Consider the following 12,337-nt stretch of genomic DNA (forward strand, 5'->3'; position numbering starts at 1 on the left):
ATGAAGTTGCGACGACGGACGGCGATGGCGTGCTGCTCGGCGCTCACCCTGGCACTCGGGGCGACCGCCTGCGGCGGCGGCCCGGTGAGCGCGGGCGGCGGCGGCAAGGAGCTCAGCGGCCAGACCCTGAACGTGGCCGGTGTCTGGTCCGGCGCCGAGCAGAAGAACTTCCAGAAGGTGCTGGACGCCTTCACCGAGAAGACCGGGGCCAAGACCCAGTTCACGTCGACCGGTGACAATGTCTCCACGGTCGTCGGCAGCAAGATCGAGGGCGGCAACGCCCCCGACGTGGTGATGGTCCCCCAGGTCGGCGTGCTCCAGCAGTTCGCCCGGCAGCAGTGGCTCAAGCCGCTGTCGGACACCGCGAAGAAGTCCGTCGACGCCAACTACGCGCCGGTGTGGAAGAACTACGGCACCGTCGACGGCACCCTGTACGGCCTGTATTTCAAGGCCGCCCACAAGTCGACCGTCTGGTACAACCCGGAGGCGTTCGACCAGGCGGGCGTGAAGCCGCCGAAGACGTACGAGGAGATGCTCAGGAGCGGACAGGCGGTCTCCGACTCGGGCCTGCCGGCCTTCGCGGTCGCCGGTGAGGACGGCTGGACGCTCACCGACTGGTTCGAGAACATCTACCTCTCCCAGGCCGGCCCCGAGAAGTACGACAAGCTCGCCAAGCACGAGATCAAGTGGACCGACCCGACCGTGGTGAAGGCGCTCACCACCCTCGGCGCGCTGTTCTCCGACAAGAAGCTGATCGCGGGCGGCCAGAAGGGCGCGCTGGGCACCGACTTCCCCGGCTCCGTCGAGAAGGTCTTCGGCCCGAAGCCCGAGGCCGGGATGGTGTACGAGGGCGACTTCGTCGCCGGCATCGCCAAGGACCAGTTCGGCAGGAAGATCGGCGAGGACGCCACCTTCTTCCCCTTCCCCGCGGTCGCGGGCGGCAAGGCGCCGGTGGTCAGCGGCGGTGACGCGGCCGTCGTCCTGAAGGACGGCAGGAACCAGAAGGCCGCGATGGCGTTCATGGAGTACCTCGCGACGCCGGAGGCCGCGGCCGTGTGGGCCGAGGCGGGCGGCTTCCTGTCGCCGAACAAGAAGCTCGACCTCGCCTCCTACGGCGACGACACGCTGCGCGAGACTGCCAAGTCGCTGATAGACGCCGGGGATTCGGTGCGCTTCGACATGTCGGACCAGGCTCCGGCGGCGTTCGGCGGCACCAAGGGCGTGGGCGAGTGGAAGATCCTCCAGGACTTCCTGCGCGACGCGTCGAACCCGGCCGGCACCGCCGCGGCGCTGGAGGCCGCGGCGGCCAAGGCGTACAAGAGCTGAGGCGGCCGTCATGACCACACTCACCGCTCCCCCGCCGGCCCGGGCCGACGCCGCCGAGGGCGGCCGGCGGGACGCCAGTCCGCGGGACCGGGCCCGGCGCCGCCGGCGGATCATCGCCGTCGCGTTCGTGCTGCCGGCGCTGCTGCTGCTCGGCGCGCTGGTCGTCTATCCGGTGCTGTTCTCCGTCGGCCGCAGCTTCTTCGACGCGTCCGGCACCGAGTTCGTCGGCGGGGGCAACTACGCGGAGATGTTCCGCGACCCGGCCACCCTGACCGCCATCCGCAACAGTGCCATCTGGGTGGTCGTCGCGCCGACGCTGCTGACCGGTCTCGGGCTGATCCTCGCGGTGCTGGTGGAGAAGGTCCGCTGGGCGACCGCGTTCAAGCTGCTGCTGTTCATGCCGATGGCCGTCTCCTTCCTGGCGGCGGGCATCATCTTCCGCCTCGCGTACGAGGAGGACCCGGACAAGGGCGTGCTGAACGCGGCGGTGGTCGGCGTGCACGACGTGTTCCAGGACTCCTCGTCGTACCCGAAGGCCCGGGCCCGCGAGGGGCAAGGGCTCGAGAAGCGTCCGGACGGTTCCTACGGGACGGCCGACGCGGTCTCCCCGGGGCAGAGCGTCGCCCTCGGCTTCGTCGGCGTGCCGCCCAAGGAGCTGCCCGCCGGCGCGAAGCCGGCGGCGGCCGGCCAGGCCGGTCCGAAGGACGTCGCCGGCGCCGTGTACCTCGACTTCACGCCCGGTGGCGGCGGGCGGCCCGGTGCCGTCGACGCCGGGGAGCGGGGGCTGCCCGGCATGACGGTGGAGGCCGTGCGCGACGGGAAGACCGTCGCCACCGCGACCACGGCGGCCGACGGATCGTTCCGCTTCACCGGCCTCGGGGCGGGCGCGTACACGGTCCTGCTGCCCGCGGAGAACTTCGCGCCGCCTTACGAGGGTGTCTCCTGGCTCGGTCCCGCCCTGGTCACTCCGGCGATCATCGGCGCGTACCTGTGGATCTGGACGGGCTTCGCGATGGTGCTCATCGGCGCCGGTCTTTCGTCCCTGCCACGCGACGCGCTGGAGGCGGCGCGGATGGACGGGGCGAACGAGTGGCAGGTCTTCCGCCGGATCACCGTGCCGCTGCTGGCGCCCGTACTGACCGTCGTCTTCGTGACGCTGGTGATCAATGTGATGAAGGTCTTCGACCTGATCTACATCATCGCGCCGGGGCCGGTGCAGGAGGACGCCACCGTGCTGGCCACCCAGATGTGGCTCGTCTCCTTCGGCGGCGGCAACAACCAGGGGCTCGGCAGCGCGCTCGGTGTACTGCTGCTGCTCCTGGTGATCCCCGCGATGGTGTTCAACGTCCGCCGCTTCCGCAGGAGTCAGTCATGAGTGCGACCGCGACGATGCCGGGCGGCCGGCTGCGCCGCTGGCTGGGCAACGGCCTGGTCCAGGCGTTCCTGGCCGTGGTCGGCCTGATCTGGGTGACCCCGGTCGCCGGGCTGCTGCTGTCCTCGCTGCGCTCGGCGAGCGACAACGCGGCGAGCGGCTGGTGGACGGCGCTGACCGGGCCCGGTCAGCTGTCCCTGGACAACTACACCGCCCTCCTGGGCAACGCCGGCATCACCCGGGCCTTCTGGAACACGGTGCTGATCTCGGTGCCGACGACCGTCCTGGTCGTCGTCGTCGCGGCGCTCGCCGGATACGCCTTCGCCTGGCTGGAGTTCCCGGGCCGGGACTGGATCTTCCTGGGCGTGGTGGCGCTCCTTGTGGTGCCGGTGCAGGTGGGTCTGCTGCCGGTGGCGAAGCTGTTCGGGCAGCTGGGGCTGTTCGGCACGATCCCGGGCGTGGTGCTCTTCCATGTCGCCTACGGGCTGCCGTTCGCCGTGTTCCTGCTGCGCAACTACTTCGCCGACATCCCGCGCGAGATGCTGGAGGCGGCGCGGATGGACGGGGGCGGCGAGTGGCGGATCTTCACCCGGCTGGTGCTGCCGGTGGGCCGCCCGGCGATCGCCAGTCTGGCGATCTTCCAGTTCCTCTGGGTGTGGAACGACATGCTGGTGGCGCTGCTCTTCGCCGACAGCTCCTCGCAGCCGCTGACGGTGGAACTGCAGTCGCAGGTCCGGCAGTTCGGCAGCAACATCGACGTCCTGGCGCCGGGAGCCTTCCTCTCGCTGATCGTGCCGGTGGTGGTCTTCTTCGCCTTCCAGCGTCACTTCGTACAGGGAGTGATGGCGGGTTCGGTGAAGTGACCCCGACTGCGGGGCCCTCGCGCATCGGCGCGGGGGCCCCGCGGGGTCGGTCGAAGACGACGGTCCGGTTGCCGTGGAGCAGGATGCGGCCCTGGCAGTGCCAGGCGACGGCGCGGGCCGGCGCCAGGCGTTCGGCAATGGTCATCCGGTGCCTCCGCCGTATTCCGTGCAGGCGTCGACGAGCCAGCTGGCGAGGTAGGACGCGAACGAGGAGCGGACCAGGAGCCACACGCCGGCGGCCGCTTCCTCCCGCACGACCAGCGTGACGGGGGCCTGTGCGAGGACCGTGGTCAGGCACGAGCCGACGGGCGTCGCCCGCGGGTCCAGATCGAGGGCGCAGCCCTGGGCAAGCACCGTGCGGAGGAGGTGCCCGGAAAGGGCGAGCGTGGTGCGCTGTGCCGAGACGTCGGTGACGGTGGCGAACTCGTCACCGATGGCCGCCCGCAACCGCTCGACGAGTGCGTCCTGTCGGCCCTCCGGGGCCACGAGGAGCCATTCGTCCGGGCCCATCCACAGCACCTTGACGTCGTCCGACATCTCGGCGCGCAGGGGCCCCGGCAGTGGGGTGCCCAGCGAGGCCTCGACGGCCCCGGCCGCCGGACTGCCGGGGCGCACCCGCAGGGTGAGCTGGGTCAGGAAGGGCAGTTCCCTCGCCTCCAGTCCGGCGGGCAGCCCCGCCAGGCGGTCCTGCCACCCGGAGAGCGGGCTGTGGCGAGTGGGCGTCTCAACCGTCACGGCGAGCTCCCTCCTTGTCGAAGAGCACGGGGTCGGTCACGGTCACCGGGACGGTCCGGCCGTCCAGCGGGACGTAGAGGGTCTCGCCGATGCGCCGGGTTCCCGAGCGCACCAGGGCCAGGGCGAACGTCCGCCGCAGGGCGTCGCTGCGGTAACTGGAGGTGACATGGCCCAGCATGGGGACCGGTGGCGCCGGAACGGTGCTGGTGGCGATGATCTGGGCTCCTTCGGGCAGGAGGACCCGCTCGTCGGCCGGCAGCAGGCCCACCAGCTGCTTGCGGTCGTCGCGCCGGTTCTCCTCGCGGGAGAAGGACCGCTTGCCGATGAAGTCCGGCTTCTTCTCGGACACGACCCACGACATGCCCAGATCCTGCGGGGTGATGGTGCCGTCGGTGTCCTGCCCGATGATCGGGTACGCCTTCTCGGCGCGCAGCACGTGCATCGTCTCGGTGCCGTACGGGGTGATGCCGAACGCGCCGCCGGCCGCGTACAGGGCCTTCCATACGGTGATGCCGTCCCAGGCGGGCACGTTGATCTCGTAGGCGAGTTCACCGGAGAAGCTGATGCGGCACACCCGCGCCGGGACGCCGGCGACGGTGGTGTCCCGCCAGGCCATGAAGGGGAAGGCGTCGTTGTCGACGTCCAGTTCGGGAGCCACCCGGGCCAGCACGTCGCGGGAGCGGGGGCCGACCAGGGGGATGGTCGCCCAGTGCTCGGTGACGGAGGTGAGGTGCACGCGCAGGCCGGGCCACTCCGTCTGCAGCCACTCCTCCATCCATTCGAGGATCCTGGCCGCGTTGCCGGTGGTCGTGGTCAGCAGGAACTCCTGCTCGGCGACTCGGATCACGGTGCCGTCGTCGAGGGCCATGCCGTCGACGCCGCACATCACGCCGTAGCGGATCCGGCCGACCTTGAGCGTGCTCATCATGTTCGTGTAAAGCCGGTCGAGGAGGACGCCGGCGTCCGGACCCTGCACATTGATCTTGCCGAGCGTGGAACCGTCCATCATCGCGACACCCGTGCGGGCCGCCCGGCACTCGCGCAGCACCGCCTCGTCCATGGTCTCGCCCGCCCGCGGGTAGTACCAGGGACGCTTCCACTGGCCGACGTCCTCGAACAGGGCGCCGTGCTCGACATGCCAGGGGTGCAGCGCGGTCACCCGGACCGGATCGAACAGCTCCCCGCGGTTGCGGCCCGCGAAGGCGGCGAAGGCCACCGGTACGGCGGGCGGGCGGAAGCGGGTGGTGCCGAGGTCGGCGACGTCCACTCCGAGTGCCTCGGCGACGATGCCCGAGGTCATCACGCCCGACGTGCGGCCCTGATCGTGGGCGGTGCCGATCGTGGTGTAGCGCTTGACGTGCTCCACCGACCGCAGCCCCGCCCCGGTCGCTCGCAGCACGTCGGCGACATGGGCGTCGCGCTGCAGGTCGACGAACTGGTGCGAGCCGTCCGGGTCCCGCCGGCTCGGAACGCGCCACAGCACCCGGCAGGGTGCCGCGTCCGGAAGCGGGGCGGCGGTCGGCAGGGCGATCACCGGGGCGGTCCTGCCGAGGGACGACAGGGCCCGTCCGGCGGCGTCCGCGCCGTCGGTGAGGCAGCCGGTCAGGGTGAAGGTGCCGCTTGCCGCTCCCGCCGTACGGACGCTGTCCAGCGCCTGGGCGGGCACGAAGGCTCCGATGCCGGCGTCGTAGCGCAGGGCGCCGCGGGCCTGGCTGAACAGGGCCACGGCCGGGTTCCAGCCACCGGAGACGAGCAGCAGGTCGCAGTCGATGCCCTGTCGGCCGCCGAGGCGGCGGTCCTGGCCGAAGGGGGCGACGTGGGCGCGGGAGACGCGCTCGATACCGCTGGTTCCGGTGACGACGTGACCGGCGCGTAGGTCGATGCCCCGCTCGTCGCACGCGGCGCGCCAGTGCGCCGGCACCTCCTCGCGGGCGTCGATCACCGCGGCGATCCGGATCCCGGCGTCGGCCAGTTCGAGCGCGGCGGGATAGGCGCTGTCGTTCGTGGTGAACACGACGGCCCGCTGTCCGGGCAGGACGCCGAAGCGGTTGAGGTACGTGCGCGCCGAGCCGGCCAGCATGACGCCGGGGCGGTCGTTGTCGTCGAAGGCGACCGGCCGTTCGTAGGCGCCGGTGGCGTACACGACCTGCTGGGCGCGGATGCGCCAGATCCGCTGCCGCGAGACGTGGGCGGGCGCCGCGGCGCCGAGGTGGTCCGTGCGCTTCTCCAGCGCCAGGACGAGTCCGTCGTCGTAGTGGCCGAAGGCGGTGGTGCGTCGCAGTACCCGCACGTCGGGACAGGAATCGAGCTCGGCGACGACGGCGTCGACCCATGCGGTCGCCGGTGCGCCGTCGAGCGATTCCTGGGTGCCGAGCAGCGAGCCGCCGGGCTGCGGGAGTTCGTCGACGAGGATCACCCGGGCTCCGGAGCGTGCGGCCGCCAGCGTGGCGGACAGTCCGGCCGGGCCGGCGCCGACGACCAGGACGTCGCAGTGGGCGTGCATGGAGTCGTAGCGGGCCGGGTCCGGCTCGCTGCTCAGGCGGCCCTGGCCGGACAGGCCCCGTGCGACGAGGCCCTCGTACAGCTCCACGGTGGTGGCCGTGAGCATGGGCTCCGGGAAGGGGGCCTCGATCTGCACGAGCGCGTTGGGTTCTTCGGCTCCGGCGGCCAGGACGCCGCGCGGCCTTCCGTACCGGATGCTGTTCGCCACGTGGTGCACCCCGTTGGCCAGCAGGGCCGAGGCGAGGGTGTCGCCGGGGTGCCCGGTGTAGGCGGTGCCGTCGAAGGTGAAGGAGAGGACGGTGCCGCGGTCGATGCGGCCACGCTCGGATCGGCCGCGGGCGCGGAACGGGTTGTTCATCGGCCGGCCTCCTGGCCCTTCGGCCGCGGTGCGGCGGCTGTGGTGCTCGTGGTGAGGGGGCGTTCGGCGCCGATCTCGTAGACCGTCAGGAACGCGTGGGTGACGGTGTCGCGCACGGCGTTGAACCAGCGCCGGCAGCCGGCCGCGTGCACCCAGCGCTCGGCGAACGGGCCCTGGGGGTTGTCGCGGAAGAAGACGTACTGGGCCCACTGCTCGTCGTCGAGGGCGTACGGGTCGTCGGGGTAGGCGACGTGCGCCTGTCCGCCGTAGTGGAATTCGGTCTCCTCGCGCTCACCGCACCAGGGGCAGGCTATGAGCTGCATGTCGATCTCCTTGGCTGGGGCGGTGGTCAGTGGGCGACGCCGGCCGCGCCGTGCTCGTCGACCAGGGCGCCGGTGGTGAAGCGGGAGAGGGTGAAGGGCGCGTTGTAGGGGTGCGATTCGCCGGTGGCGATGGTGTGGGCGTAGCACCAGCCGACGCCCGGGGTGGCCTTGAAGCCGCCGGTGCCCCAGCCGCAGTTGAGGTAGAGGTTCTCGACGGGGGTCGGGCCGACGATGGGAGAGGCGTCCGGAGTGACGTCGACGATGCCGGCCCAGGTGCGCAGCATGTGGGCGCGGGCGAAGACGGGGAAGAGCTCAAGCGCCGCGGCCATCTGGCGCTCCAGGATGTGGAACGCGCCGCGCTGTCCGTAGCCGTTGTAGCCGTCGATGCCGGCTCCCATGACGAGCTCGCCCTTGTGGGCCTGGGAGACGTACACGTGCACGGCGTTCGACATCACCACGGTCGGGTGCACCGGTTCGAGCAGTTCCGAGACCAGCGCCTGCAGCGGGTGGCTCTGCAGCGGGAGCCGCAGGCCGGCCATGGAGGCGAGTACGGAGGAGTGTCCCGCGGCCGCGAGCGCGACCTTCCCGGCGGCGATGTCGCCCCGTGTGGTCCGCACCCCTGTGACGCGGCCGCCCTGGATGTCGATGCCGGTGACTTCGCAGTTCTGGATGAGGTCGATGCCGTAGGCGTCGGCCCTGCGTGCGAAGCCCCAGGCGACGTAGTCGTGTTTGGCGATGCCGGCGCGCGGCTGGTAGGTGGCGCCGAGGACCGGGTAGCGCACGTCGGGTGAGACGTTGACGATGGGACAGACCTTGGCGACCTCGTCCGGCTCCAGCCACTCGGCGTCGATGCCGTTGAGCTGGTTGGCATAGACACGGCGCTTGCTGTCGCGGATGTCCTGCGGGCTGTGGGCGAGGTTGAGGACGCCGCGCCGGCTGAAGAGGATGGGGTAGTCGAGATCCTCTTCGAGGGTCTCCCACAGCTTCAGCGAGTGCTCGTAGATGCCGGAGCTCTCGTCCCACAGGTAGTTGGAGCGGATGATGGTGGTGTTCCGGGCCATGTTGCCGCCCGCGAGCCAGCCCTTCTCCAGGACCGCGATGTTGGTGATGCCGTGGTTCTTGGCCAGGTAGTAGGCGGTGGCCAGGCCGTGCCCGCCGCCGCCGACGATGACGACGTCGTAGGACGGCTTGGGGTCGGGATCGCGCCACAGGAAGTCGGGGTGGTCGGGCAGGACGTCGCCGGGCGTGCCGGGAGCGTTGAGGTGCGGGTGCATCACCGACCGGCCTCCTGGGCCGCGGACCGCGGATCGACGGGGTACAGCGGGAAGCGGTCGGTCAGCACCTGGACCCGGGCGCGCAGCGCGGCGGCCGTCCGGGCGTCGAAGCCGGGCAGGAAGGCCGTCGCGATGATGTCGGCGACCTCGGTGAACTCCTCGGCCCCGAAGCCGCGGGCGGCCAGTGCGGGGGTGCCGATGCGGACACCGGAGCTGACCATCGGCGGGCGCGGGTCGAAGGGGACGGCATTGCGGTTGACGGTGATGCCGATCTGGTGCAACCGGTCCTCTGCCTGCCGGCCGTCGAGTTCGGAGTGGCGCAGGTCCACCAGGACCAGGTGCGTGTCCGTGCCTCCGGTCAGCACGCTGACTCCGGCGGCCTCGGTGTCCTCGGCGAGGAGACGCCGGGCGAGGATCGCGGCGCCTTCCAGGGTGCGGCGCTGACGGTCGGCGAACTCCGGCTGGGCCGCCATCCTGAAGGCCACGGCCTTCGCCGCGATGACGTGTTCGAGCGGGCCGCCCTGCTGGCCGGGGAAGACCGCGGAGTTGATCTTCTTGGCGAGTTCGGCGGTGGACAGGATCACACCGCCGCGGGGGCCGCCGAGCGTCTTGTGGGTCGTGGTGGTCACCACGTGCGCGTGGGGTACGGGCGAGGGGTGCAGACCGGCGGCGACCAGGCCCGCGAAGTGGGCCATGTCGACCATCAGGTACGCGCCGACCTCGTCCGCGACGCGGCGGAAGGCGGCGAAGTCCAGCCGGCGGGGGTAGGCCGACCAGCCGGCCACGATCAGCTTCGGCCGGTGCTCCTGGGCGAGTTTGCGGACCTGCTCCATGTCGATGCGGTGGTCGACTTCACTGACCTGGTAGGCCGCCACCTTGTACAGGCGCCCGGAGAAGTTGATCCGCATGCCGTGGGTGAGGTGGCCGCCGTGAGCCAGGTCGAGGCCCAGGATCGGGTCGCCGGGCTGCAGCAGGGCGGCCATGACGGCCGCGTTGGCCTGGGCGCCGGAGTGGGGCTGCACGTTGGCGGCTTCGGCTCCGAACAGCGCCTTGACGCGGTCGATGGCGAGCTGCTCGATCACGTCGACGTGCTCGCAGCCGCCGTAGTAGCGGCGTCCGGGGTAGCCCTCGGCGTACTTGTTGGTCAGCACCGAGCCCTGGGCCTGCATGACGGCGAGCGGTGCGAAGTTCTCGCTCGCGATCATCTCCAGGGTGCCGCGCTGCCGGGCCAGTTCCGCCTCGATCGCCGTGGCGATCTCGGGATCGAAGTCGTCGAGCTGAGCGCCGAGGACCGCGGAGCGGGCCGCTCGCTGGTCGGGGGTGTGGGCGGTCATGAGAACTCCCTCGGGAGCGACTAAAAGACGACTGATATATCAACTTCGGCTTGTGAGACACTAGGAGCGCGGATCGGGCGCGTCAAGGGAGGGTGCGGAGTGACTTCTTCGACCGTGGCCGGTGACGGCCGGGAGACGCTGGCCGACCAGGCCTACCGCTCCATCTCCGACCGTCTCGTGACCCTCCGGATCCGCCCCGGAGAGCCGATCAACGACGAGCGGATCGCCGCCGAACTCGGTTTCGGGCGCACTCCGGTCCGCGAAGCCCTCAAGCGCCTGGAGCACGAGCGCCTGATCGTCGCCTACCCGCGGCGCGGCACCTTCGCCACCGAGGTCCAGATCGCCGATCTCGGACACATCTCGGAGGTCCGCCAGCGACTCGAGCCACTCGCCGCCGCCCTGGCCGCCCGACGCGCCACCGAGAGCGATCGCGAGGGACTCGACCGGTTGCTGGCGCGGCTGGCGGACACGTCCGGCGGCGGCACGGACCTGATCCGGGTCGACATGACCCTGCACCGCGCCATCTACGCCGCGACCGGCAACCCGTACCTCGAGGACACCTTGGTCAGGTACGACAACCTGGCCACGCGGATCTGGTGTCTGTTCATCGACCGGCTGCCGGGCCTGGCGGGCCACGTCCACGAGCACGGGCCGCTGCTGCGCGCCATCATCGACCGCGACGCGGAGAAGGCGGCAGCCCTCGCCGCGGGCCACGTGGAAGGGTTCGAGGCGGCGATCCGCGGCGTCATCTGAGGGGCCGCGGCACCCGCGCTTGCACGTCGGCGTACCCGCCGCCGGCCTCCCCACGGCCGCGCGCCCGCTTCAGCGCAGGCTGGCGCCCTGTGAGCGGAGTACCCGCTGGACCTCGCTCGGCGGAACGTCCCGGGGCCGTTTGCCCTGGGCCGAGGCGAGGGCCGCGCAGACGCCGGCGGCCTGGCCGGTGGCCATCGAGATCGGCATGACGCGGTAGGAGGAGTGGGCCACGTGGTCACCGGAGATACAGCGTCCGGCGACCAGGACGCGGTCCACGTCGCGGGGGAAGAGACAGCGCAGGGGGATGTCGTAGGACTCCCCGCGCGGAAGCCGTTTGAGCGTGGTGCCGCGGCCGCTCGGGTTGTGGATGTCCACGGGGTAGGCGCCGCGGGCGATGGCGTCGTCGAAGGTGCGGGCGGTCAGCACGTCCTCGCCCGTGAGCTGGTACTCGCCCACGATCCGGCGCGTCTCCCGCACGCCGACCTGGACACCGCTCTGCACGACGTACGAGTCGGCGAAGCCCGGCACGCGGCCGCGCAGGAAGCGGGCGATCTGCGCCATCTGGCGGTGCGCGGTGAATTCGGCGCGGGTGAGGTCCCAGACGCTGGTGCCGACGACCTCGGTGACGCGGGTGGAGTTCACCGCCACCTCCCCCGTGTTCGGGGTGGCGAAGAAGAGCATGTCCTCACGGGGAAGGTCCAGTTCTCCGGCGTCGGTGGCGGCGCGGACGAGGTCCCACAGCCCGTGCACACCCTTCCACTGGTCCGGGTTGGCCCGGGCGTACGCGGCGAACTCCTCCTGGTCGAAGCGGACCATGCGGAACATCAGGGTCATGGGCTGCGTCCAGCCGTCCTCGGGCCGGCCGATCTCGTACGCGGCTCCGGCCGCGGCGGCGATGTCGCCGTCCCCCGTGCAGTCGACGATCACGTCCGCGTCGATGACGAGCGGCCCCGACTTGGTCTCGAACACCGCCCGTGCGCGGTCGGGCAGGGGGACGACCCCGGAGGCGAAGGCGTGCAGCAGCGTGCGGACCTCGTGCGTCTCCAGCAGCTCGTACACCACCAGTTTGAAGAGCTCCGCGTCGAACGGCACCGTGTAGCCGGTCTCGACCGACGGGCGGATCGCCGCTCCCGCGCGCACCAGCTGGTCGAGCAGAACCCACAGCACGCCGCCGACGACCGGTTCGCCCTCGCCGTGATCGGGCGGCAGCAGCCGGGCGGCATCGCCGGTGACGGCCTGCTTGACCTCGTTGTGGAAGCTCATCAACGGCATCACGAGCGCGGCGGTGGCATTGCCGCCGAGGAATCCGTACCGCTCCACGAGGGTGACCTGGGCGCCCGCGTTCGCGGCGCCGAGCGCCGCGCCGATCCCGGCCGGGCCGCCGCCGACGACGAGCACCTGGGTGGAGCCGGCGTGCAGAGCCTGGCGCGGCGGCAGCTCCACGCTCCGGGGGACGCGGGGCGGCATCAGGTAGGACACGGTCTCTCCCTCGGGGCC

Annotated in this window: 8 protein-coding genes and 1 pseudogene; 4 read left to right on the forward strand and 5 right to left on the reverse strand. The window is 71.5% G+C overall.

Annotation, left to right across the window (positions count from 1 at the left end; genetic code table 11):
* Genes ABZY12_RS19950 through ABZY12_RS19960 form a run of 3 tightly spaced genes read left to right on the forward strand, consistent with a single transcriptional unit; the run spans nucleotide 1 to nucleotide 3,561 of the window.
* Entirely contained in the window at nucleotides 1-1,326 is a 1,326-nt protein-coding gene (locus ABZY12_RS19950; protein WP_356892032.1) for an ABC transporter substrate-binding protein, read from the forward strand.
* 10 nt (nucleotides 1,327-1,336) lie between these two features.
* Complete coding sequence (locus ABZY12_RS19955) at nucleotides 1,337-2,701, forward strand: sugar ABC transporter permease (RefSeq protein WP_356892034.1); 1,365 nt, start codon at nucleotides 1,337-1,339, stop codon at nucleotides 2,699-2,701.
* Nucleotides 2,698-3,561, forward strand: a complete 864-nt coding sequence (locus ABZY12_RS19960; protein WP_356892036.1) for a carbohydrate ABC transporter permease — start codon at nucleotides 2,698-2,700, stop codon at nucleotides 3,559-3,561. The genes ABZY12_RS19955 and ABZY12_RS19960 overlap by 4 nt, the downstream gene beginning before the upstream one ends.
* A gap of 141 nt (nucleotides 3,562-3,702) precedes the next feature.
* On the opposite strand, the gene ABZY12_RS19965 is transcribed toward ABZY12_RS19960, so the two are convergent.
* From ABZY12_RS19965 to glyA, 4 genes and pseudogenes are all read right to left on the reverse strand, one after another.
* A complete protein-coding gene (locus ABZY12_RS19965; RefSeq protein ID WP_356892038.1) occupies nucleotides 3,703-4,296 on the reverse strand; it encodes a sarcosine oxidase subunit gamma family protein in 594 nt (197 codons plus the stop codon).
* Nucleotides 4,286-7,479 (reverse strand): annotated as a pseudogene (locus tag ABZY12_RS19970) (sarcosine oxidase subunit alpha family protein). The gene ABZY12_RS19965 and the pseudogene ABZY12_RS19970 overlap by 11 nt, the downstream one beginning before the upstream one ends.
* A 26-nt stretch (nucleotides 7,480-7,505) precedes the next feature.
* On the reverse strand, nucleotides 7,506-8,753 hold the full coding sequence (locus ABZY12_RS19975) for a sarcosine oxidase subunit beta family protein (RefSeq protein WP_356892139.1): 1,248 nt from the start codon (nucleotides 8,751-8,753) through the stop codon (nucleotides 7,506-7,508).
* On the reverse strand, nucleotides 8,753-10,087 hold the full coding sequence (glyA, locus tag ABZY12_RS19980; RefSeq protein WP_356892040.1) for a serine hydroxymethyltransferase: 1,335 nt from the start codon (nucleotides 10,085-10,087) through the stop codon (nucleotides 8,753-8,755). Before glyA ends, ABZY12_RS19975 begins: the two co-directional genes overlap by 1 nt.
* 99 nt (nucleotides 10,088-10,186) lie before the next feature.
* Between glyA and ABZY12_RS19985 the strand changes: the two genes are divergently transcribed.
* Nucleotides 10,187-10,840, forward strand: a complete 654-nt coding sequence (locus ABZY12_RS19985) for a GntR family transcriptional regulator (RefSeq protein ID WP_356892042.1) — start codon at nucleotides 10,187-10,189, stop codon at nucleotides 10,838-10,840.
* Between the two features lie 69 nt (nucleotides 10,841-10,909).
* Here ABZY12_RS19985 and ABZY12_RS19990 read toward each other — a convergent pair whose 3' ends face one another.
* The gene (locus ABZY12_RS19990; RefSeq protein ID WP_356892141.1) at nucleotides 10,910-12,307 is read right to left on the reverse strand and encodes an FAD-dependent oxidoreductase; all 1,398 of its coding nucleotides are present in this window, start codon (nucleotides 12,305-12,307) and stop codon (nucleotides 10,910-10,912) included.
* Between the last annotated feature and the right edge of the window lie 30 nt (nucleotides 12,308-12,337).

This window comes from Streptomyces sp. NPDC006551 (assembly GCF_040611675.1).
Taxonomy (GTDB): domain Bacteria; phylum Actinomycetota; class Actinomycetes; order Streptomycetales; family Streptomycetaceae; genus Streptomyces.